The following is a 20,286-nucleotide window of genomic DNA, read 5'->3' on the forward strand; positions in this document are numbered from 1 at the left end:
AATCGCCCCTGTATGGACGCAGAGTAGGACGAAGAATAGGATGGGCTCAATGGACTATTTCACTGAGACGACGACTATTTTCAGTTTCATCCGGTGAGTAAATTATCTTAAGAGAAATGACATGCCTGATTCCACTGAGCGGAATATAGACAAAGGTGAAGTTGGGGTCGGCTCGGTTTCACGGCTGTTTGCGGTGCTGCGCAGCCTGGGCGAGACCGTTGAAGGCGGTGAGCGCGTAACGCAACTGGCGCAGCGCATCGGCCTGTCCCAGCCGACCACGCACCGCTTGCTGCGCAACCTGATGGACGAGGGCATGGTCGAGCAGGATGCGCGCAGCAAACGCTATCGGCTCAGCCTGGACTTCTTTGCCCTGGCTGCCCGCGCCGGCAATACCGGTAACCTGCGTGAACTGGCCAGGCCCGCCATGTTGCGGCTGTCGGCGTCGCTGGGGGATTCGCTGTTTCTGCTGGCGCGTTGCGGTTTCGATGCCATCTGCCTGGATCGCAGCGAGGGGCCGTTTCCGATCCGCACGTTCACCGGCGACATCGGCGGCCGCGTGGCACTGGGCGTGGGGCAGGGCAGCCTGGCGATCCTGGCATTCCTGCCGGAGGAGGAGCGCGACACGGTGATCCATTACAACCTGCCGCGGCTCAAGGATTTTCATTTGTACGATGAAGTCTTCCTGCGCACCGAGGTCGAGAACGTGCGGACACTGGGCTACGCCGGACGCAACACGGGTGTGTTGCAAGGCATGGCCGGGGTCGCGGTGCCCATTCTCGATCGTGACGGCCGGGCCGTCGCAGCGCTGAGCGTGGCGACCATCAGCGACCGGCTCGGGCCGGATCGCCTGCCGACGGTAGTGGAGATGCTCAAGCGCGAAGCCGCGGCGATCGGTCCGCGCATCAACCCGTTCGACCCGCTGCTGCGCAGGCCTTCGCAGGTGTTCAGGCAGGGGTGAGTACAAACCCAAGAACGGCCTATATCCTTTGTGGGAGCGAGCTTGCTCGCGATAACGGTGGGTCAGTCGAGATTATTTCCAACTGAACCACCGCCATCGCGAGCAAGCTCGCTCCCACAGGGGTTGGCGCTGTTAGAAGTTCAGGGTTTGCTTGAGCTTCTGCGCCGCCGGCATATCACTCGGGATGACCATCGCATAGTTGTATCCCGGCCCGGACCAGTATTCGGCCTGCAATTCACCGTCGCGCCGGCTGCCACGGGGCAGCAGGTAGTTTTTCGGGCCAGGTGGACGCACGTAGAAACTGATCTTCAGGCCGCTCGGGTCCTGATAGACCACCATCGCAGCGGCGCCTTGGTCAGTACTGAGCAATCGTCCGCTGACCGGCTTGAAGCCCGCCGCCGAGAGATCCGGCAAGCGGTCGGCCTGGGTGAAGTAGCGGTCGAGCCAGCCTTGCATGCTTTGCTCGTCGCCCGTCTGGTAGTCGGCGGGCAGGACGCCCTGCTGGGCAATCAAGCGATAGGCCTGCAGCGCATCAGCCATGGGCGCTGCGGCGCTGAGCAGGGTCATCTGCCGGGCCTGCCATCCGCCGAATCCACCGACCCCGACCGCCAGCACCAGCACCGCCGCACTGGCCAGCTGGCGTCGGGACCGATGCCTGAGGCGTTGCCGGATGATCGCCGGATCCAGGCCAGGGTTGGGTGATTGCTGCAGGGCCGCGCTCATGGCCGCGCGCAATTGTTGGGTGTCTTGCTGCCATCCGCGGACCCGCGCGGCGACATCGGGATGGCTGTCGAGGTAGATCTGCACCTGGCGTTGGTCGTCTTCGCTGAGCTGGCGATCGACATAGGCGTGCAGGTCGCTGTCGCTGGGGGGCATGCTGATCATTTGAGTATCCGCAGGGCAGGGCGGGCGATTTCGCCTTCGCTGAGTTGACGCAACGCTTGGCGCGCACGGGACAGACGCGACATCACGGTGCCCGTCGGCACGTCCAGAATGTCGGCCACTTGCTGGTAGCTCAAGCCTTCCACCGAGACCCATAACAGCAGCGCGCGTTGCTCGGTGGGTAGTTTGTCGAAGGCCTGGAGTGACGATTGGGCGATGACACTGCGTTCGGCCGAAGGGTGCGCATCGTCGCGGCCGGTGAACAGTTCGAGCATCCGCGCATAACGTCGGGAGCGGCGATGGGCGTCGAGGAACTGCCGGTAGAGAATCGAAAACAGCCAGGCCCGCAGGTCGCCGTCCGGGCGCTTGCCGGTCCATTTCGACAAGGCCCGTTCCAGGCATGCCTGCACCAGATCATCGGCATTACTGGGATTGCGGGTCAGCGACACGGCAAAACGTCGTAGCCGTGGGATGAGCAGGCGCAACTGGTCGTCGAGTTCGTTCATGGGCGGGCAGCTTCGTTGGCAATCGCTGAGTTGGGACTGGAAAGACGACCCGGGAACGAGATTATTCCAGCGCAGGAAAAATAAATACGCGACGTGGGAATAAACCCGTCGGGCTTTCGTCTGACAGGTCCTTTCCACAGATGGCCGTGTGCCCTGGAGTCTGCAAATGGTTGACCCTTCTTCTGAATCGAGTCGGCCGCCGTTGAGCGCTGCCAGCCTGGCGTTGCGCCTGACCGGCATCGCCGCGGTCGTCGCCGCGCTGGCCGGGGCATTCGCCTACGTGAACGGTACCCTGGACCCGCAACGGCTGACGCCCAAGGCCTTGGTCAACGTGCTGGAAACCAATAACGGGGTTCATCCGGGTTTTCGGCGCAATCACTCCAAAGGTGTCTGCGTTGCGGGCTATTTTGAGAACAGCGGCGAGGCGCGAGCCTACTCCAGCGCGCAGGTGTTCAACGATGCGCGGACGCCGGTGGTGGGTCGTTTCGCACTGCCCAGCGGCAACCCCTACGCACCCGATGGCAGCGTGCCGATCCGCAGCCTGGCGTTGCGTTTTACCCAGTCCGATGGCCAGCAATGGCGCACGGGCATGAACAGCATGCCGGTTTTCCCGGTGGGGACGCCCGAGGCGTTCTTCCAGCTTCAACAGGCCCAGTCGCCGGATCCGGCCACGGGTAAACCGAACCCGGCGGCGGTGCCGGCGTTTTTTGCCGCGCATCCCGAGGCGATGCCGTTCCTGCAATGGATCAAGACCGCAAAACCCTCGGCCAGCTATGCCACCGAAACCTATAACGGGATTAACGCGTTCTATCTGGTCAACCCCTCGGGGGAGCGCCAGGCGGTGCGCTGGGCGGTAGTACCAACGAGCCAGGACGCGGCTCAGACCACGCCGCCCCAAGGCGCTGATTTCCTTGAGCAGGACCTGACGAAACGCCTGGCTGCCGGGCCACTGCGCTGGCAGCTGAACATTACCCTGGCCAATCCGGGCGACCCGGTCAACGACGCCAGCAAGGCCTGGCCCGGCGACCGCAAGGCGCTCAACGCCGGTACCCTGGTACTGGAGCGCGCCCAGGCGCAGGACAACGGGGATTGCCGCGACATCAACTATGACCCGCTGATCCTGCCCAGTGGCATCGAAGGCTCGGATGATCCGCTGCTGGCCGCCCGCTCGGCAGCCTATGCCAGTTCCTACCTGCGGCGCACCAGCGAAGTCAGCCAATTGCCCGCTACCCAGGAGTCCCGTCAATGAACGCCCCTCGACACTTCGCACCGCTGGCTCGGCTGCTGCATTGGCTGATGGCCCTGATGATCATCGCCATGCTGTTTATCGGCGCAGGCATGGTCGCCTCGGTGTCCGAGCGCCACGAATGGTTGCTCCAACTGCACAAACCTCTGGGCATCGCGATTCTGTTGCTGGTGATCGTGCGCCTGGTGGTGCGCTTCACCCGCCGTACGCCGCCGCTGCCAGCCGATCTGCCGGGGTGGCAGGTATTGGCGGCCAAGGCCTCGCATGTCTTGCTGTACGCCTTGATGCTGATCCTGCCGCTGTTGGGCTGGAGCATGATTTCGGCAGCAGGCGACCCGGTGATGCTTAGCGAATCGCTGCGGTTGCCCTCCATCCTGCCAGCGGATGCCCAGACTTTTGCGTGGCTGCGCAAGGCCCATGGCTACCTGGCCTATCTGTTGTTCCTGACCGTGCTGGTGCATCTGGCGGCGGCGCTGTTCCATGGGTGGGTGCGCCGGGATGAGGTGTTGGGCAGCATGTTGCGCGGCAAGGACTGACGCATAACCCGTGGCGAGGGAGCTTGCTCCCGCTCGGCGGCGCAGCCGTCGTAAAACCGGCTGACGCGATATGTCTGAAAAACTGCATCAATCCATTCGGGGTGGCTACGCCACCCAGCGGGAGCAAGCTCCCTCGCCACGGGGAGCGGGGCGCCGGGGAATATCAGCGCAATTCGTCGATGATGTCCTCGACCGTGCTCAGCACGTCCTTGCCCAGTTGCATTGAGCGTTTGCCGGACCAGCCCGTGCGTGGGTTCGGGTGGTCGTCGTGGTCCTTGAACGGCATTTCCAGGGTCAGGGACAGGCAATCATATTTCTGGCCAACCGCGTTGCAGGCCAAGGTCATGTTGGCCTGGCCCGGTTCGTCGCGGGTGTAACCATGGGCGGTCTGGAAGTCCTTGGTCTGGCGCTTGAGGTGGCTGCGAAAGCGCTCTTCGAGTCCGGCGATGCGCGGCGTATAGCCCGGGTTGCCTTCGCAACCGGCAGTGAAGACGTGGGGTATCTCTTCGTCACCGTGGACATCGAGGAACAGGTCGACGCCGTACTTTTCCATCTGCTGCTGTACGAAATGGACCTCGGGGCTGATTTGCGGACTGGCGCTCTGCCAGGCCCGGTTGAGGTCCTGGCCCATCGCGTTGGTGCGCAGGTGCCCGTGGAACGCGCCATCCGGATTCATGTTCGGCACCAGGTACAGATCGGCCTTGGCGAGCAAACGGTTCAGCTGGGCGTCGTCCTGATGCTGGAGACGTTCGATTACTCCCTCCATGAACCACTCGGCCATGTGCTCGCCGGGGTGCTGCTGCGCAATGATCCAGATCTTGCGTCGGCCCTCGGCACCGCTGCCTTTGCGCAGCAACTGAATATCACGGCCCTCGACGCTTTTGCCGATCGCCAGCAGTTCGGTACCGGCCTTGTGCTGCGCCTGTTCGATCAGCCAGTCGTGCCGGCCGCGGCTGTAGGGTTCGAAATAGGCAAACCAGGCGTGGGGCTGTTCGGCTTCCAGATGAAAGCGCAGGGCGTCGCCCTCGAATTGCGTAGGAATACGGAACCAGTTGACATGATCGTAGGACGCTACGGCTTGGTAGCCTGTCCACGCCTTGTTGTAGGACGATTGGCTGGCGTTGAGCAGGCGGAAAGAATATTCCTGGCCGACGTGCAGGCCACTGGCCTTGAAATGAAACCATTGGAAATGCGCGCTACGGGTGTCTGGCCTGATTTTCAGCAGCGACTGCAACGGGTTGCTGATGTCCACGACGTCAATATTGCCACTGTCGAAGTTGGCGCTGATATCAAAGGAAGATTTAGCCACGGTCACGGTTCCGGTAGAGGATCTGGTGGCCGTTACTTTACACGCAGGACGGGCGAACCGGGACGATTAGCGCCATGAAAAGAAGGGGGCGCCCTCCCTGGACGCTTAAGCAGATTAGACAGTCCCTGAATGATTCTCAAGTGCTGCCTGTCGTTCATTCACTCTGTTGCAGCGCAGATGCTTTGGCGAGCGAAGTGCGTTTGCTATCATCGCCGTCAACGAATCAGCAACATCCAAAGACTTCATTAGCCTGAAGCCATAAGCCGAAAAATCGGCAAAAAAAGACCCGGCAAAAAGCCGGGTCAAAAACCGTGATTAGCCTGATGAGGAGATATTCCAGAGGTCCGACCTAAGGTCCTCTGGGCTATCGACTGATCTCGCGACCAGCTGATGCAATAATAATCATTATCATTTGCAAGTCAAATGTTTTTATTGCCTCAATTGGAAATTATTTCTCGTGGCCCGCGTTCGCGGCGCCATTCAAGCGTTGCGACTAGCGTGCCGGATAGCCGTCCAGAGTCCGGTCGAGCATGACCTTGACCAGGTCGATCATATGCACCACCGAAAATGCCAGGTCACGGCTCGGGCCGTTCAATCGGCTGGCGGATTCGTGGGCGGTAGCGGCTGCACAACGTAGCAGGTCGCAAGCATGAACCAGGGCTTCCTCCCCACTGATGTTTCGGTTGACGTCGAAGAAGCGATGTTCCGCCGGGTTGTCGGCAATATCCGGTTTCAGGTAATGGTCCAGGGCGCGTTTGGCTGCCGGACAATCCTGAAGCGACAAAAATGGGTTGTTCGAGGGGGCTGCGGGCTCATCGTTGTTGGGCTTGTCCATGATGTCGAGTTTCTCCGTGCGGGTTTGGAAATCCTGATCCCAGCTTAGTACTCGGCGTAATTGTGACGATAATTTAAATACTACAACTTGTGTTTTGCTGGACGGCGTCAGCCACGTATCGTGCCGCTCATGGATAAATGGATAGAGTTGGTCAAGGCCAGGATGAAGGAGCAGCACATCACGCAAGTGGTGCTCGCAGAGCGTCTGGGGATGTCTCAGGGTGGGGTCGGCCATTGGCTGACCAAGCGCCGACAACCCAGTCTTGGAGACATGAACCGGGTGCTGCAGGAGCTGGGGCTGGAGTTCCTCGAGGTGGCAATGGTGATCCGCGAGCCGGACACTTCCACCGACGAGGGGATGGCCCTGGCGCAGAAGTACAACCCGTACTTTCGCTACCCGGTCAGTGACTGGCGCGACATCGGTCTCGTTCGCGAAGAGAATGTCGCGGACTACGGCCAGCCGCGCTATGAGCTGACGGATTACCATGCACGGGGCGACGCGTTCTGGCTGGTGGTGATGGGGGATGCGATGACGGCGCCAAGCGGCTTGAGCATTCCCGAGGGCATGTCGATCCTGGTGGATCCGGCGATCGAAGCGGTGCCCGGCAAACTGGTGATTGCCCGATTGCCAGGCAGCAGCGAAGCGACTTTCCGCAAGCTGATGGAAGAGAGCGGGCAGCGTTACCTGGTTCCGCTCAATCCGACTTATCCGAAAACCCTGTTTACCGACCAATGCCGCATCATCGGCGTGGTCGTACAGGCAACCATCAGGTTCTGACTGGATCGGCCCGGAAACCGGGCCGAATGGCTATTCTTCCAGTTCCACCAGCGCGCTGCCCTCGCTGACCATCTCTCCCTCCTGGCAATACACCGCCTTGATCACGCCAGCCTTGGGCGCGCGGATGCTGTGCTCCATTTTCATCGCCTCCAGCACCACCAGTTGCGCGCCGGCTTCCACCGCCTGGCCAGCGCTCACCAGCACCCGAACGATGCTTCCATTCATGGGGGCGACCAGGCCGCCCTGTTGGCTGTGGCTGGCCTCGGCCGCCGCCAGCGGGTCGTAGGAGTCGACTCGATACAGATCGCCCTTCCATTGCAAGTAGAGGCTGTCGTCGTGGCGAATGGCTCGATGTTCGCGGCGCACACCGTTGTGCTCGATGATCAACTGCTCGCCCCTGAGCTCGGCGCCGCGACCAGCAACATCCAGCGTCACGGCGCGGTCCTGGCCATCGCAACTCAGGTGCAGGGTGATTTCCGCTGGCAGCCCCAGGCGCAGCCCGGCGGTAGCGGCCCATGGCGAGTTGCTGTCATCGGCGCGGACACGTGGCGTCAGGCTCAAGGCGAAACCCTGGGCCGCAGCGCGCCAGAAATCGTCATCCAGTTCGCCGGGCTCCGGCAGCAATTGCGCCTGGTAACGCGGGATGAAACCGGTGTCCAGTTCCGCCGCCGCGAAGGCGGGGTGAGCGATGATACGGCGGAGAAAACCGATGTTGGTTTTCAGCCCACCAATGGCGAACTCGTCGAGCATGGCCAACAACCGCAAACGTGCCTGTTCACGGTTTTCCCCCCAGGCAATCAACTTGCCGAGCATCGGGTCGTAGAAGGGCGAGATCTCATCGCCTTCGTCAACACCACTGTCTACCCGGCGACCTGGGCCTTCGGCCGACTCGCGATACAGCGACAAGCGCCCCGTGGCGGGAAGAAAATCATTGGCCGGATCTTCGGCGTACAGACGTACTTCGATGGCGTGACCCAGCAGCGGCACCTGCTCCTGGGTGATCGGCAATGGCTCGCCCTGGGCGACGCGGATCTGCCAGGCCACCAGGTCGAGCCCGGTGATCGCTTCGGTCACCGGATGCTCGACCTGCAGCCGGGTATTCATTTCCATGAAGAAGAATTCGCCTCGCGAGTCCAGCAGAAACTCCACCGTACCCGCGCCGACATAGCCGATCGCCTTGGCCGCCCGTACGGCGGCTTCGCCCATCGCCCGGCGCAGTTCCTGGCTCAGGCCCGGCGCCGGTGCCTCCTCCACGACCTTCTGATGGCGACGCTGGATCGAGCAGTCGCGTTCGTTGAGGTACAGGCAGTTGCCGTGCCGGTCGGCGAACACCTGGATTTCCACGTGGCGTGGCTTGAGCAGGTATTTTTCCACCAGCATTCGCGCATCGCCGAACGACGATTGCGCCTCACGCTGCGCAGAGGCCAATGCCTCGGCCAGTTGGCTGACTTCCTCGACAACCTTCATGCCCTTGCCGCCGCCGCCTGCCGTGGCCTTGAGCAGCACCGGATAACCGATGCGCTCGGCGGCGGCGCGGAATGTCTCCAGATCCTGGGCCTCACCGTGATAGCCGGGTACCAGCGGCACACCGGCGGTTTCCATCAAGGCCTTGGCGGCGGACTTGCTGCCCATGGCTTCGATGGCCGAGGCGGGTGGGCCGAGAAAGATCAACCCGGCATTTTCGATGGCCCTGGCGAACCCGGCATTCTCGGAAAGAAAACCGTAGCCTGGGTGGATAGCCTGGGCGCCACTGGCTTGCGCCGCAGCGATCAGTTTGTCGATTTGCAAATAGCTGTCGGCGACCTTGCTGCCGCCCAGATCGACACGCACGTCGGCTTCTCGGCTATGACGCGCGTCACGGTCGGTGGCGCTGTGCACCGCAACGGTGGTCAGGCCCATGGCCTTGGCTGTGCGCATGACGCGGCAGGCGATTTCGCCGCGGTTGGCGACCAACAGGGTAGTGAGGGCAGGGGCGCTCATCGACGCGGCTCCTTGTTGTTGGACTCGACTTGCCAGCTCGGCGGCCGTTTTTGCAGGAACGCCCGCAGGCCTTCCTGGCCTTCAGGGCTGACCCGTATCCGCGCGATGGCATTTTCGGTGTAGCGCCGCAACGCCGGGGTCAACGCACCGTTGCCGACTTCGCGCAGCAGTTCCTTGCTGGCGCGCATGGCCGCCGGACTGTTGAGCAGCAGGTTGTCGATCCACTGGCCGAGCTGATCATCCAGGGTCTCGGCCGGGTAACTGTCCGCCAGCAAACCGATTTCCTTCGCCCGTTGCCCACCGAAACGTTCAGCCGTCAGGGCGTAACGCCGTGCCGCCCGTTCGCCGATGGCCTGCACCACGAATGGACTGATCACGGCCGGCGCCAGGCCGATGCGCACTTCGGACAGGCAGAACTGCGCATCATCGGCACCGATGGCCATGTCACAGGCGCTGATCAAACCCAGCGCGCCGCCGAATGCCGCGCCCTGGACAACGGCGAGTGTCGGGATCTTCAGCTTGGCCAGGTTGTACATCAGCTCCGCCAGTTCCCGAGCGTCGTCGAGGTTGGTGTGGTAATCGAGTTCGGCCGATTGCTGCATCCAGGCCAGGTCGGCGCCGGCGCTGAAGTGTTTGCCACGACCACGGATCAGCAGGAAACGCAGGGTCGGATCGCTGCCGACCTGATCCAGGGCGAGGATTAGCTCGCGGATCATCTCGGCGTTGAACGCGTTGTTTTTCGACTCGCGGTCGAGCCACAAGGTGGCGAAGCCGCGCGGGTCCATCTGCAATTGGAGCGTGTTGTAATGATTCATGGCGTTCCCCGGTTACATCCTGAACACGCCGAAGCGGCTCGGTTCGATGGGCGCGTTCAGCGACGCGGACAAGGCCAGGCCCAGCACATCGCGCGTCTGCGCCGGGTCAATGACGCCGTCATCCCACAGCCGCGCGCTGGAATAGTAGGGATGCCCCTGTTCTTCGTACTGGTCGAGGATCGGTTGCTTGATCTCGGCCTCCTGAACTGCGCTGAACGGCTGGCCGCTGCGTTCGGCCTGTTCGCGTTTGACCTGCACCAGCACGCCGGCCGCCTGTTCGGCGCCCATCACGCCGATCCGTGCATTCGGCCACATCCACAAAAAGCGCGGGTCATAGGCGCGGCCGCACATGCCGTAGTTACCGGCGCCGAAACTGCCGCCGATGATCACGGTGAATTTCGGCACCCGGGCGCAGGCCACCGCGGTTACCAGTTTTGCGCCGTGTTTGGCGATGCCGCCGGCTTCGTATTTCTGACCGACCATGAAACCGGTGATGTTCTGCAGGAACAACAGCGGTATGCCGCGCTGGCAGGCCAGTTCGATGAAGTGCGCGCCTTTTTGTGCGGCCTCGGCGAACAGGATGCCGTTGTTGGCCAGGATGGCGACCGGGTAACCGTGCAAGTGGGCGAAACCGCACACCAGGGTCGTTCCGAACAGGGCTTTGAATTCATCGAACACCGAGCCGTCCACCAGACGTGCAATCACTTCCCGCACGTCGAATGGCTGCTTCGCGTCGGCCGAAACCACGCCGTACAGCTCCTCACTCGAATACAGCGGGGCGATGGGCGCGCGTTGCTGCACATCACCGAGCTTGCGCCAGTTGAGGTTGGCCACGCTGCGACGGGCCAGCGCCAGGGCGTGTTCATCGCTGTCGGCGTAATGGTCGGCGACACCGGAAACCTTGCAATGCACGTCGGCGCCGCCCAGGTCCTCGGCACTGACCACCTCTCCAGTCGCCGCTTTTACCAACGGCGGGCCGGCGAGGAAAATCGTTGCCTGCTGGCGGACCATGATCGCCTCGTCCGCCATCGCCGGCACGTACGCGCCGCCAGCGGTGCAGGAACCCATGACCACGGCAATTTGCGGGATGCCCTGGGCACTCATGTTGGCCTGGTTGAAGAAGATCCGGCCAAAGTGCTCACGATCGGGGAAGACTTCGTCCTGGCGCGGCAGGTTGGCACCGCCGGAATCCACCAGGTAGATGCAGGGCAGGCGGTTCTGTTGGGCGATGGTCTGGGCGCGCAGGTGTTTTTTCACCGTCAGCGGGTAATACGAACCACCTTTGACGGTCGCGTCGTTGGCGACAATCATGCATTCGACGCCTTCTACTCGACCGATCCCGGCGATCACGCCGGCGGCCGGAACGTCTTCGCCGTACACTTCGTAAGCCGCCAGCGGACTGATCTCCAGGAACGGCGAACCCGGGTCAAGCAAGCGATTGATGCGTTCCCTGGGCAGCAATTTGCCCCGTGAGGTATGCCGTTCCTGGGCCTTGGCTCCGCCGCCTTGCTGGACGTGGGCGAGCAAAGTACGCAGGGCCTCGACCTGGCCGAGCATCGCGTCGCGGTTGGCGCTGAATTCCGGTGAGCGTGGGTTGAGCTGAGTGTGCAGCGTGGCCATGGTCAGCTCCGTTAGCGGGTTTCGTTGAACAGTTCGCGGCCGATCAGCATCCGTCGGATCTCACTGGTGCCGGCGCCGATTTCATACAGCTTGGCGTCACGCAGCAGGCGCCCGGCCGGGAACTCATTGATATAGCCATTGCCGCCCAGGATCTGGATGGCATCAAGGGCCATTTGCGTCGCGCGTTCGGCGCTGTAGAGGATCACCCCGGCGGCGTCCTTGCGCGTGGTTTCGCCGCGCTCGCAGGCCTGGGCCACCGCATACAGGTAGGCGCGGCTGGCGTTGAGCTGGGTGTACATATCCGCAACCTTGCCCTGGATCAGCTGGAATTCGCCGATGCTCTGGCCGAACTGCTTGCGATCATGGATATAGGGCACGATCAGGTCCATGCAGGCCTGCATGATCCCGGTCGGGCCGCCGGACAAGACCACGCGCTCGTAGTCGAGGCCGCTCATGAGGACTTTCACGCCACCGTTGAGTGCGCCGAGGATGTTTTCTTCCGGCACCTCGACGTCGTCGAAAAACAGCTCGCAGGTATTGGAGCCGCGCATGCCGAGCTTGTCGAACTTGTTGCTGCGGCTGAAGCCTTTCCAGTCGCGTTCGACTATGAACGCGGTAATGCCGTGGGCGCCTTTTTCCAGGTCGGTCTTGGCGTAGATCACATAGGTGTTGGCGTCAGGCCCGTTGGTGATCCAGGTCTTGCTGCCGTTGAGAACGTAGCGGTCGCCGCGTTTGTCGGCGCGCAGTTTCATCGAGACCACATCGGAGCCGGCGTTCGGTTCGCTCATGGCCAGGGCGCCGATGTGTTCGCCGCTGATCAGCTTGGGCAGGTATTTGGTTTTCTGCTCATGGTTGCCGTTGCGATTGATCTGGTTGACGCACAGGTTGGAGTGGGCGCCGTAGGAGAGGGCGACCGAGGCCGAGCCGCGGCTGATTTCTTCCATCGCTACCACATGGGCCAGGTAACCCAGGCCAGCGCCGCCATATTCTTCCGGGACGGTGATGCCCAGCAGGCCCATGTCGCCGAACTTGCGCCACATATCGGCGGGGAACAGATTGTCGATGTCGATCTGCGCCGCCCGAGGCGCCAACTCTGCCTTGACGAAGGATTGCACCTGGTCGCGCAACATATCGATAGTTTCGCCGAGGGCAAAATTCAGGGATGGGTAGCTCATGGGACACCTTTTGGATTTTTTGTCGGGTGCGGGGAGCGGCGGGAGCGCTCTCACCTTTACGTTAACGTAAGCGCGCGATCCATGGCTGTCAATCGCTCTTTACGTTAACGTCAACTTGGGCCAGAGTAAGGCCGCTTGAACAGCTTTCGAAGTCGTGAGATTCCACCGATACACCCACTAATAAAGACAACAGGGGGCGTCATGGATCAACCCGGTTCGCATACGCAACTCAGCTATACCCGCGGTTCCCAGGCCAAGGCCTTGCTGGCCCAAACCATCGGCGAGGCGTTTGACCAGACGGTGACCGACTGTCCTGACGGCGAAGCGCTGGTGGTTCGCCACCAATCATTGCGCTACAGCTGGCGCGAATTGGCCGCGGCGGTCGATCTGCACGCCCGGGCCATGCTCGCGCTGGGTTTGGAAACCGGCGATCGGCTGGGCATATGGGCACCCAATTGCGCGCAGTGGTGCATTACCCAATTTGCCAGCGCGAAGGTCGGCGTGATCCTCGTCAACATCAACCCGGCCTATCGGGCCTCGGAACTGGAGTACGTGCTCAAGCAGTCCGGATGCCGCTGGCTGGTGTGTGCGGGGGCTTTCAAGACTTCGGATTACCACGCCATGTTGCAGGCATTGGCGCCGGAACTGGCAGAGCAATCGATCGGCCAGCTGCGAAGCGAACGCTTGCCGGATCTGCGCGGCGTGATCAGCCTCGATTCCCAGCCGCCTTCAGGCTTCCTGCCCTGATCGCAGCTGGCCGACCTCGGTGCAGCCATCTCGCCTGGGCAATTGGCCGAGCGCCAGGACAGCCTGCATTTCGAGCAGCCGGTGAATATCCAGTACACCTCCGGCACCACCGGATTTCCCAAGGGCGCGACCCTCAGTCACCAGAACATTCTTAATAATGGTTACATGGTCGGTGAAAGCCTCGGCCTGACCGCCGGCGATCGTCTGGTGATCCCGGTGCCGTTGTATCACTGCTTCGGCATGGTCATGGGTAACCTGGGGTGCATGACCCACGGCAGTACCATGATCTACCCCAACGATGCCTTCGATCCGTTGCTGACGCTACGGACCGTGGCCGAAGAAAGAGCCTCCGCGATGTACGGCGTCCCCACCATGTTCATCGCCATGCTGGACCAGCCGCAGCGCGGGGATTTCGACCTGTCCAGCCTGCGCACCGGGATCATGGCCGGAGCCACCTGTCCGATCGAGGTGATGCGGCGGGTCATCAGCGAGATGCACATGGCCCAAGTGCAGATTGCCTACGGCATGACGGAAACCAGCCCGGTGTCGTTGCAGACCGGTCCCACGGATGAACTGGAGTTGCGTGTCACGACCGTTGGGCGTACCCAGCCGCAGCTGGAGAGCAAGATCATCGACGGGAACGGCGAGGTTGTCCCTCGCGGCACCATCGGCGAATTGTGCACGCGCGGTTACAGCGTGATGCTCGGCTACTGGAACAACCCCAAGGGCACGGCCGAGGCGATCGATGCGCAGGGCTGGATGCACACCGGCGACCTGGCGAGCATGGATGAGCAGGGCTACGTCTGCATCGTCGGACGGAACAAGGACATGATCATCCGTGGCGGCGAGAATGTTTATCCCCGCGAGCTGGAAGAATTTTTCTTCACCCATCCCGCCGTGGCGGATGTGCAGGTGATCGGCATTCCATGCCCACGCTACGGTGAAGAGATCGTGGCCTGGATCAAGTTTCATCCCGGCCACAGCGTCACCGAGGAGCAGCTGCAAGCGTGGTGCAAGGAACGCATCGCTCACTTCAAGACACCGCGTCATTTCAAGTTTGTCGAGCAGTTCCCGATGACGGTTACCGGCAAGATCCAGAAATTTCGCATGCGCGAAATCAGCATCGAAGAGCTGCGCAATCACCAGGGCTGAGGCAGGCATGTGGGAGCGGGCTTGTGTGGGAGCGGGCTTGCTCGCGAAGACGGCAGCATAATCGACATCAAGACAACCTGACCCACCGCTTTCGCGAGCAAGCCCGCTCCCACAGGAAAACCCCAAACCCCAGACAGCACAAAGGGGAGCCGAAGCTCCCCTTTAATTTTGTCGTCGCGTGCTCTTTTTTTATTATTGAGGGGCGGCCTGTTGTTGTTTTTGGCAGCCGTGACCCTTTACCGCTGTTTTTGGCGATCCCCATCCGGGATCAAGAGCAAACGTATTTTTTTGAGCGCTGATCTGCTTTTTCGCCTTGCGATCCAACCGATTCGGGAGCTACCTGGAGGTAGTTTTATTGTTCTCTGCCCGGTTGCGGGTTGCTCCTGGAAGCACCCTGAAAAGCACATCTTCTCCAAAAAAATCTGTTAGCTGCGTCTCTGCCGTGTTGTTTTTGTTATGTCAGAGTCGTTTCGTCTTGTTTTTATTGGGTTTGTCGCTTTTTTTTATTCTTGTTGTACTGGAGATATAGCAGGTGCCGTGCCAACTTTTTAAAAACCTTTTAAATCAATAGATTAGGTTTTTTGGATGAAAACCCGGTACGACGATTCCAGACAAATTGTTTCCGTGTTACTCGTTTCGCCCCCGTTACAAGCGGGGCGGTAACACCTCACCGCGCCAGGCGCGCCTTGGCCACCCGCGAACCGGTCGAGCGACCCAGCACGTCGCAGATCTGCCGGCCCGCGGCGATGAGCGCATCCAGATTAATGCCGGTCTCGATGCCGAGGCCGTTGAGCAGGTACAGCACGTCTTCCGTGGCGACGTTACCGCTGGCGCCCTTGGCATAAGGGCAGCCGCCCAGGCCGGCGATTGAGCTGTCGAACACGGCGATACCTTCCAGCAAGCTGGCGTAGACGTTGGCCATGGCCTGGCCATAGGTGTCGTGGAAATGTCCCGCCAGTTTGTCCCGGGGCACGTCCGCGCCGACTACCTCGAACATCCTGCGCGTTGCACCGGCGGTGCCGGTGCCGATGGTGTCACCGAGGGACACCTCGTAACAGCCCATGGCGTACAGCTCCCAGGCGACCCACGCGACCTGCTCGGGCTTGACCTCGCCCTCATAGGGGCAGCCCAGCACGCAGGACACGTAGCCGCGCACGCTGACGCCGCTGTGCTTCGCCGCCTCCATGATCGGTGCGAAGCGTTCCAGGCTTTCCTTGATCGAACAATTGATGTTGCGCTGGGAAAACGCTTCGGACGCCGCGGCGAATACAGCGACCTCCTTGACCCCCGCCGCCAGTGCGTCCTCGAAACCCCGCAGGTTCGGTGCCAGGGCGCCATAGGTCACGCCAGGCTTGCGCTGGATCTGCGAAAATACCTCGGCCGAACCGGCCATCTGCGGCACCCACTTGGGCGAGACAAAACTGCCGACTTCGATGTAACCCAGGCCCGCATCGCTCAAGGCGTCAACCAGACGCACCTTGTCCGCCACGCTGATGGGTTGGGATTCATTCTGCAGGCCGTCGCGGGGGCCGACTTCGATCAAACGTACAAAGGAGGGGAGGGACATGGGGATTGACCTGTAGTGAGTTGCCAGAACATCGAGAACGATGATGAGCACCCCCTGTGGGAGCGAGCTTGCTCGCGATCGCGGTATAACCGACAACATTGATATTGACTGACACACCGCCATCGCGAGCAGGCTCGCTCCCACAGGGGACGTGTCGTGTTACTGGACGACTTCCTCGCCTTTGATCGTCTGCTCCAGCGCCTGGATGCAACGTTCTTCGGCGGTGTCGAGCTCCAGCTTCATCTGTTCGATATCCAGCAACTGCTGTTCGAGCTGTTCGCGCCGTTCGGCGATTTTCGCCAGCATGCTATGCAGTTGTTTCTGATTGCCGCTGCTGGGGTCGTAGAGTTCGATCAACTCACGGCACTCGGCGAGAGAGAAACCGATGCGCTTGCCCCGCAGGATCAGTTTCAGGCTGACCTTGTCCCGCGGCGAGTAGATACGTTCCTGACCACGGCGCTCCGGGCGCAACAGACCCTGTTCTTCATAGAAGCGGATGGCGCGGGTGGTGATATCCAGTTCGCGGGCGAGGTCGGAGATGCTGTAGGTCTGGCTGCTCATGGAAGCGCTCGAAACGAAAGGGGTTGGCGCTAAGCTAATGGCAGGTTGACGTTCACGTCAAGCAATGAGCTGTCGGCGAAACCTGTGGGAGCGAGCCTGCTCGCGAAAGCGGTAGTCCAGCCAATATGAATAGTGACTGATCCGACGCTATCGCGAGCAGGCTCGCTCCCACATTGGACGGGCTAAACCTTATCAAGCTTCTTCTCATGCGCCGTCACCTGCTGGCACAGCTCGATCATCTGCTCGCGCATCCAGCGGTTGGCCGGGTCCTGGTCGGTGCTTTCGTGCCAGTAGAGATGGGTTTCCACCGGCGGCACATCGTTGACGGGCAACAGGAACGCATGCAGGTCGTGGCGACGGGCGAAACGTTCGGGAACGGTCATGACCATGTCGGTCTGCTGGAGCACCTGGGAAGCCATCAGATAATGCTGCGAGCGCAGGGCGATCTTGCGCTGGATGCCCATCTTGCCCAATGCCAGGTCGACATAACCGAGGCCGTTGCGGCGGCTGGAGATATGTACATGGGTCTGGGCCAGGTAATCATCCAGGCTGAGTTTTTCCTTGCCCGCCAACGGGTGGCCCTTGCGCATGGCACACACGTAGCGATCTTCCATCAGCTTGACGTGGCGCACCTGCGGATCGGTATTGAGTGGAGCGTCAACCGCGAAATCCAAGCGCCCGGCGGCCAGCTCCTTGGTGGTTTCCCGACGCTTGGACAGGAAACTCTCGATGGCCACCGTCGGCGCCAGGCGGCGCAGGCGCTGGAACAGCGGCGGCAGGATCACGCCCTCGGTGAGGTCGGTCATGCTGATGCGATAGGTCTTGACGGCTTGCAGCGGGTTGAAGATCCGGCTTTCCTGCACCGACACCCGGAGCAGCGACAGGGCGTTGCGCACCGGCCCGATAATATTCTGCGCCATCGGCGTGGGTACCATGCCTTGGGCAGTACGCACGAACAGCGGGTCGTTGAACGTCTCGCGCAAACGCGCCAGGGCATTGGACACCGCCGGTTGAGTGATGCCGACGATCTGTCCGGCCCGGGTCAGGTTGGCTTCGGTGTAGATCGCATCAAAGACAATGAAAAGGTTGAGGTCGACCTTGCTCAGATTCATGGCGCTGCACTCTTGTTCTTGGGCTTGTTGTGAGGTGCCGGAAGGCGATGCGAATCAGTGAACCATATATCGGTGATGAATGTTAATACACGCTGAGAATAGGTTAGGTAAATTTTCGTAGCTGAACTAGCATCGATTTCATGACCTAAAAACAACCTCTGCCAAGAAGGTGCTGCCCATGGATTTTGCCTACTCCCCCAAGGTTCAGGAACTGCGTGAGCGCGTCACGGCGTTCATGGATGCCTATGTCTACCCGGCCGAGGCCGTGTTCGAACGGCAAGTGGCTGAAGGCGACCGTTGGCAGCCGACTGCGATCATGGAGGAGCTCAAGGCCAAGGCCAAAGCCGAAGGGTTGTGGAATCTGTTCCTGCCCGAGTCCGAGTTGGGGGCCGGCCTGACCAACCTGGAATATGCACCGCTGGCGGAGATCATGGGGCGTTCGCTGCTGGGCCCGGAGCCGTTCAACTGTTCGGCGCCGGATACCGGCAACATGGAAGTGCTGGTGCGTTACGCCAACGAGGAACAAAAGCAGCGCTGGCTCGAACCGCTACTGCGGGGCGACATTCGTTCGGCCTTTGCCATGACCGAACCGGACGTTGCTTCGTCGGACGCCACCAACATGGCTGCCCGTGCGGAGCGTGACGGCGATCAATGGGTCATCAACGGCAAGAAATGGTGGACCTCGGGCGCCTGCGACCCACGCTGCAAGATCCTGATCTTCATGGGCCTGAGCAATCCCGACGCACCTCGTCACGCCCAGCACTCGATGATCCTGGTGCCGGTGGACACCCCCGGGGTAAAAATCGTCCGGCCGCTACCGGTGTTCGGCTATGACGATGCACCTCACGGCCACGCCGAAGTGCTGTTCGATAACGTGCGGGTGCCGTACGAAAACGTCTTGCTGGGCGAAGGACGCGGCTTTGAAATTGCCCAGGGTCGCCTCGGGCCGGGCCGGATTCACCACTGCATGCGCTCCATCGGCATGGCCGAGCGTGCCTTGGAATTGATGTGCCAGCGCGCCATCAGTCGAACCGCGTTTGGCCAGGCGCTGGCGCGCCTGGGTGGCAACATCGACAAGATCGCCGACTCGCGAATGGAAATCGACATGGCGCGCCTGCTGACCTTGAAGGCGGCGTACATGATGGACACGGTCGGCAATAAAGTGGCCAAGAGCGAAATCGCCCAGATCAAGGTCGTCGCGCCGAACGTGGCCTTGAAAGTCATTGATCGGGCGATCCAGATCCACGGCGGGGCCGGGGTCTCCAACGATTTCCCGCTGGCCTACATGTATGCCATGCAGCGCACGCTGCGCCTGGCCGATGGTCCGGATGAGGTCCATCGGGCGGCTATCGGCAAGTTCGAGATCGGCAAGTATGTGCCCAAGGAGATGTTGCGTAGCGGGCGCTAAGCATTCTGGCACCCTCAGGTGCCTCTCTGTGGGAGCGGGCTTGCTCGCGAATGCAATATATCTACAGAGATGAGGGTGCCTGACACACCGCCTTCGCGAGCAAGCCCGCTCCCACAGGCAATTGCTGAGGTCTAGCAGATATTGTCCGCTGCCGAGCCCTGTGGGAGTCCTTTTATTCCTTGACGCTCATATACTCCTCTGCCCAACGGATATATTCCTCGGGCTGGGTGTAGGTGTGGGTCAGTTCCGTGGCGCTGAGGTCTGACGCCTGGGTGAAGATCTGACGCTGTTCCCGCAGACTGTCGTAGGTAGCCTTGATCGCGGCGAAATACGCGCCGTGGCCGTCAATCGTGATTCTCACGCCCAGTTCAGCCAGGCGTTTATCGTCGCGCAGCAGCGGGTTGCCATAAGTCACGAGCATCAGCGGTACGTTCAGGTTCTCGCTGATCTGCTCCAGATGCTCGAAATCCTGCACGCCTACCATGCAAATGCCGTCCGCGCCGGCGCGCTCGTATTGCCGGGTGCGACTGATGATCTCCTGGACCGGCAGAATCCCCGCGTTCGTGCGGGCGACGATGGCCATTTCCGAGTCGACCCGCGCCTCCAGAGCCGCGCGAATCTTGCCGACGCCTTCGGCCACGCTGATCAGGTCGGTGGATTTGCGGCCAAATTGTGCCGGCAGCAAGGTGTCTTCAATCGTCAGCGCCGCCACGCCGGCGCGTTCGAGCTCGATGATGGTACGCATCACGTTCAGTGCGTTGCCGTAGCCGTGGTCGGCGTCGGCGATCACCGGTAGTTGCGCGACGCGTCCGATGCGGGTGGCCTGCTCGGCAAATTCGCTGAGGGTGATCAGGGCAAAATCCGGCGCGCCCAATACCTGCAGTGACGCCACCGAGCCTCCAAGGATGCCTACCTCGAAACCCAGGTCGGCGGCAATGCGCGCCGACATCGGATCGAACACTGACGCTGTGTGGTAGCAATTTGTGGAAGCCAGCAATTGGCGGAAATTTCGACGCAAATCTTGATGGGAAAGCCTGGACATATGAGTTCCACCAATGGAATGGAAGGGCTTGAGCAAAAGTGTCAACGCCTAAGGATGG

Annotated in this window: 17 protein-coding genes and 1 pseudogene; 6 read left to right on the forward strand and 12 right to left on the reverse strand. The window is 61.3% G+C overall.

Going from position 1 to position 20,286, the window contains the following annotated elements:
• Positions 1-121: 121 nt before the first annotated feature.
• Positions 122-958, forward strand: a complete 837-nt coding sequence (locus J3P89_RS09400; protein WP_434697355.1) for an IclR family transcriptional regulator — start codon at positions 122-124, stop codon at positions 956-958.
• Positions 959-1,090: 132 nt separating this feature from the next.
• Here J3P89_RS09400 and J3P89_RS09405 read toward each other — a convergent pair whose 3' ends face one another.
• Together J3P89_RS09405 and J3P89_RS09410 are read right to left on the reverse strand one after the other, a co-directional pair.
• Positions 1,091-1,843, reverse strand: coding sequence for an anti-sigma factor family protein (locus J3P89_RS09405; RefSeq protein WP_434697356.1), 753 nt, complete (start codon positions 1,841-1,843; stop codon positions 1,091-1,093).
• Positions 1,840-2,346: a sigma-70 family RNA polymerase sigma factor gene (locus J3P89_RS09410; protein WP_434697357.1), complete on the reverse strand. Its 507-nt coding sequence runs from the start codon at positions 2,344-2,346 to the stop codon at positions 1,840-1,842. The genes J3P89_RS09405 and J3P89_RS09410 overlap by 4 nt, the downstream gene beginning before the upstream one ends.
• 166 nt (positions 2,347-2,512) lie before the next feature.
• On the opposite strand from J3P89_RS09410, the gene J3P89_RS09415 reads away from it, so the two are divergent.
• Positions 2,513-3,595, forward strand: a complete 1,083-nt coding sequence (locus J3P89_RS09415; RefSeq protein ID WP_434629983.1) for a catalase family peroxidase — start codon at positions 2,513-2,515, stop codon at positions 3,593-3,595.
• Positions 3,592-4,128 carry a cytochrome b gene (locus J3P89_RS09420; RefSeq protein WP_434573226.1) on the forward strand — a complete coding sequence of 179 codons (537 nt, stop codon included), beginning with the start codon at positions 3,592-3,594 and terminating at the stop codon, positions 4,126-4,128. Before J3P89_RS09415 ends, J3P89_RS09420 begins: the two co-directional genes overlap by 4 nt.
• 163 nt (positions 4,129-4,291) lie before the next feature.
• Here the strand turns inward: J3P89_RS09420 and J3P89_RS09425 are convergent, their stop codons facing one another.
• Positions 4,292-5,443: a M14 family metallopeptidase gene (locus J3P89_RS09425; protein ID WP_434697358.1), complete on the reverse strand. Its 1,152-nt coding sequence runs from the start codon at positions 5,441-5,443 to the stop codon at positions 4,292-4,294.
• 487 nt (positions 5,444-5,930) lie between these two features.
• Positions 5,931-6,272 carry a DUF6124 family protein gene (locus tag J3P89_RS09430; protein WP_434629988.1) on the reverse strand — a complete coding sequence of 114 codons (342 nt, stop codon included), beginning with the start codon at positions 6,270-6,272 and terminating at the stop codon, positions 5,931-5,933.
• Positions 6,273-6,401: 129 nt separating this feature from the next.
• Between J3P89_RS09430 and J3P89_RS09435 the strand changes: the two genes are divergently transcribed.
• Complete coding sequence (locus tag J3P89_RS09435) at positions 6,402-7,049, forward strand: LexA family protein (protein WP_434573230.1); 648 nt, start codon at positions 6,402-6,404, stop codon at positions 7,047-7,049.
• A 30-nt stretch (positions 7,050-7,079) separates the two neighbouring features.
• Here J3P89_RS09435 and J3P89_RS09440 read toward each other — a convergent pair whose 3' ends face one another.
• Genes J3P89_RS09440 through J3P89_RS09455 form a run of 4 tightly spaced genes read right to left on the reverse strand, consistent with a single transcriptional unit; the run spans position 7,080 to position 12,639 of the window.
• Positions 7,080-9,029 carry an acetyl/propionyl/methylcrotonyl-CoA carboxylase subunit alpha gene (locus J3P89_RS09440; protein WP_434697359.1) on the reverse strand — a complete coding sequence of 650 codons (1,950 nt, stop codon included), beginning with the start codon at positions 9,027-9,029 and terminating at the stop codon, positions 7,080-7,082.
• Entirely contained in the window at positions 9,026-9,844 is an 819-nt protein-coding gene (locus tag J3P89_RS09445; RefSeq protein WP_434697360.1) for a gamma-carboxygeranoyl-CoA hydratase, read from the reverse strand. The genes J3P89_RS09440 and J3P89_RS09445 overlap by 4 nt, the downstream gene beginning before the upstream one ends.
• A 12-nt stretch (positions 9,845-9,856) precedes the next feature.
• On the reverse strand, positions 9,857-11,464 hold the full coding sequence (locus tag J3P89_RS09450; RefSeq protein WP_434697361.1) for a carboxyl transferase domain-containing protein: 1,608 nt from the start codon (positions 11,462-11,464) through the stop codon (positions 9,857-9,859).
• 11 nt (positions 11,465-11,475) lie between these two features.
• Complete coding sequence (locus J3P89_RS09455; protein ID WP_305500136.1) at positions 11,476-12,639, reverse strand: isovaleryl-CoA dehydrogenase; 1,164 nt, start codon at positions 12,637-12,639, stop codon at positions 11,476-11,478.
• A 201-nt stretch (positions 12,640-12,840) separates the two neighbouring features.
• Here J3P89_RS09455 and J3P89_RS09460 point away from each other — a divergent pair.
• Positions 12,841-14,538 (forward strand): annotated as a pseudogene (locus J3P89_RS09460) (AMP-binding protein).
• Positions 14,539-15,205: 667 nt separating this feature from the next.
• Here the strand turns inward: J3P89_RS09460 and J3P89_RS09465 are convergent.
• The 3 genes from J3P89_RS09465 to J3P89_RS09475 form a co-directional block, all read right to left on the reverse strand.
• Positions 15,206-16,105, reverse strand: coding sequence for a hydroxymethylglutaryl-CoA lyase (locus J3P89_RS09465; RefSeq protein WP_434697362.1), 900 nt, complete (start codon positions 16,103-16,105; stop codon positions 15,206-15,208).
• Positions 16,106-16,264: 159 nt separating this feature from the next.
• Positions 16,265-16,666, reverse strand: coding sequence for a MerR family transcriptional regulator (locus J3P89_RS09470; protein WP_305500139.1), 402 nt, complete (start codon positions 16,664-16,666; stop codon positions 16,265-16,267).
• 182 nt (positions 16,667-16,848) lie between these two features.
• Positions 16,849-17,778: a LysR family transcriptional regulator gene (locus J3P89_RS09475; RefSeq protein WP_434573242.1), complete on the reverse strand. Its 930-nt coding sequence runs from the start codon at positions 17,776-17,778 to the stop codon at positions 16,849-16,851.
• A gap of 178 nt (positions 17,779-17,956) precedes the next feature.
• Between J3P89_RS09475 and J3P89_RS09480 the strand changes: the two genes are divergently transcribed.
• Entirely contained in the window at positions 17,957-19,186 is a 1,230-nt protein-coding gene (locus J3P89_RS09480) for an acyl-CoA dehydrogenase (RefSeq protein ID WP_434697363.1), read from the forward strand.
• A gap of 172 nt (positions 19,187-19,358) precedes the next feature.
• Here the strand turns inward: J3P89_RS09480 and J3P89_RS09485 are convergent, their stop codons facing one another.
• Entirely contained in the window at positions 19,359-20,228 is an 870-nt protein-coding gene (locus J3P89_RS09485; protein ID WP_434601241.1) for an isocitrate lyase/PEP mutase family protein, read from the reverse strand.
• Positions 20,229-20,286: the final 58 nt, after the last annotated feature.

It is taken from the genome of Pseudomonas sp. Z1-14 (assembly GCF_051132005.1).
In the GTDB taxonomy this organism is placed as follows: Bacteria; Pseudomonadota; Gammaproteobacteria; order Pseudomonadales; family Pseudomonadaceae; genus Aquipseudomonas.

What these genes read in the sequence shown, in the direction of transcription:
- J3P89_RS09400 (WP_434697355.1), top strand. Translation starts at nt 122, where the DNA reads ATGCCTGATTCCACTGAGCGGAATATAGACAAAGGTGAAGTTGGGGTC.
- J3P89_RS09405 (WP_434697356.1), bottom strand. Translation starts at nt 1,843, where the DNA reads ATGATCAGCATGCCCCCCAGCGACAGCGACCTGCACGCCTATGTCGAT.
- J3P89_RS09410 (WP_434697357.1), bottom strand. Translation starts at nt 2,346, where the DNA reads ATGAACGAACTCGACGACCAGTTGCGCCTGCTCATCCCACGGCTACGA.
- J3P89_RS09415 (WP_434629983.1), top strand. Translation starts at nt 2,513, where the DNA reads ATGGTTGACCCTTCTTCTGAATCGAGTCGGCCGCCGTTGAGCGCTGCC.
- J3P89_RS09420 (WP_434573226.1), top strand. Translation starts at nt 3,592, where the DNA reads ATGAACGCCCCTCGACACTTCGCACCGCTGGCTCGGCTGCTGCATTGG.
- J3P89_RS09430 (WP_434629988.1), bottom strand. Translation starts at nt 6,272, where the DNA reads ATGGACAAGCCCAACAACGATGAGCCCGCAGCCCCCTCGAACAACCCA.
- J3P89_RS09435 (WP_434573230.1), top strand. Translation starts at nt 6,402, where the DNA reads ATGGATAAATGGATAGAGTTGGTCAAGGCCAGGATGAAGGAGCAGCAC.
- J3P89_RS09440 (WP_434697359.1), bottom strand. Translation starts at nt 9,029, where the DNA reads ATGAGCGCCCCTGCCCTCACTACCCTGTTGGTCGCCAACCGCGGCGAA.
- J3P89_RS09445 (WP_434697360.1), bottom strand. Translation starts at nt 9,844, where the DNA reads ATGAATCATTACAACACGCTCCAATTGCAGATGGACCCGCGCGGCTTC.
- J3P89_RS09450 (WP_434697361.1), bottom strand. Translation starts at nt 11,464, where the DNA reads ATGGCCACGCTGCACACTCAGCTCAACCCACGCTCACCGGAATTCAGC.
- J3P89_RS09455 (WP_305500136.1), bottom strand. Translation starts at nt 12,639, where the DNA reads ATGAGCTACCCATCCCTGAATTTTGCCCTCGGCGAAACTATCGATATG.
- J3P89_RS09465 (WP_434697362.1), bottom strand. Translation starts at nt 16,105, where the DNA reads ATGTCCCTCCCCTCCTTTGTACGTTTGATCGAAGTCGGCCCCCGCGAC.
- J3P89_RS09470 (WP_305500139.1), bottom strand. Translation starts at nt 16,666, where the DNA reads ATGAGCAGCCAGACCTACAGCATCTCCGACCTCGCCCGCGAACTGGAT.
- J3P89_RS09475 (WP_434573242.1), bottom strand. Translation starts at nt 17,778, where the DNA reads ATGAATCTGAGCAAGGTCGACCTCAACCTTTTCATTGTCTTTGATGCG.
- J3P89_RS09480 (WP_434697363.1), top strand. Translation starts at nt 17,957, where the DNA reads ATGGATTTTGCCTACTCCCCCAAGGTTCAGGAACTGCGTGAGCGCGTC.
- J3P89_RS09485 (WP_434601241.1), bottom strand. Translation starts at nt 20,228, where the DNA reads ATGTCCAGGCTTTCCCATCAAGATTTGCGTCGAAATTTCCGCCAATTG.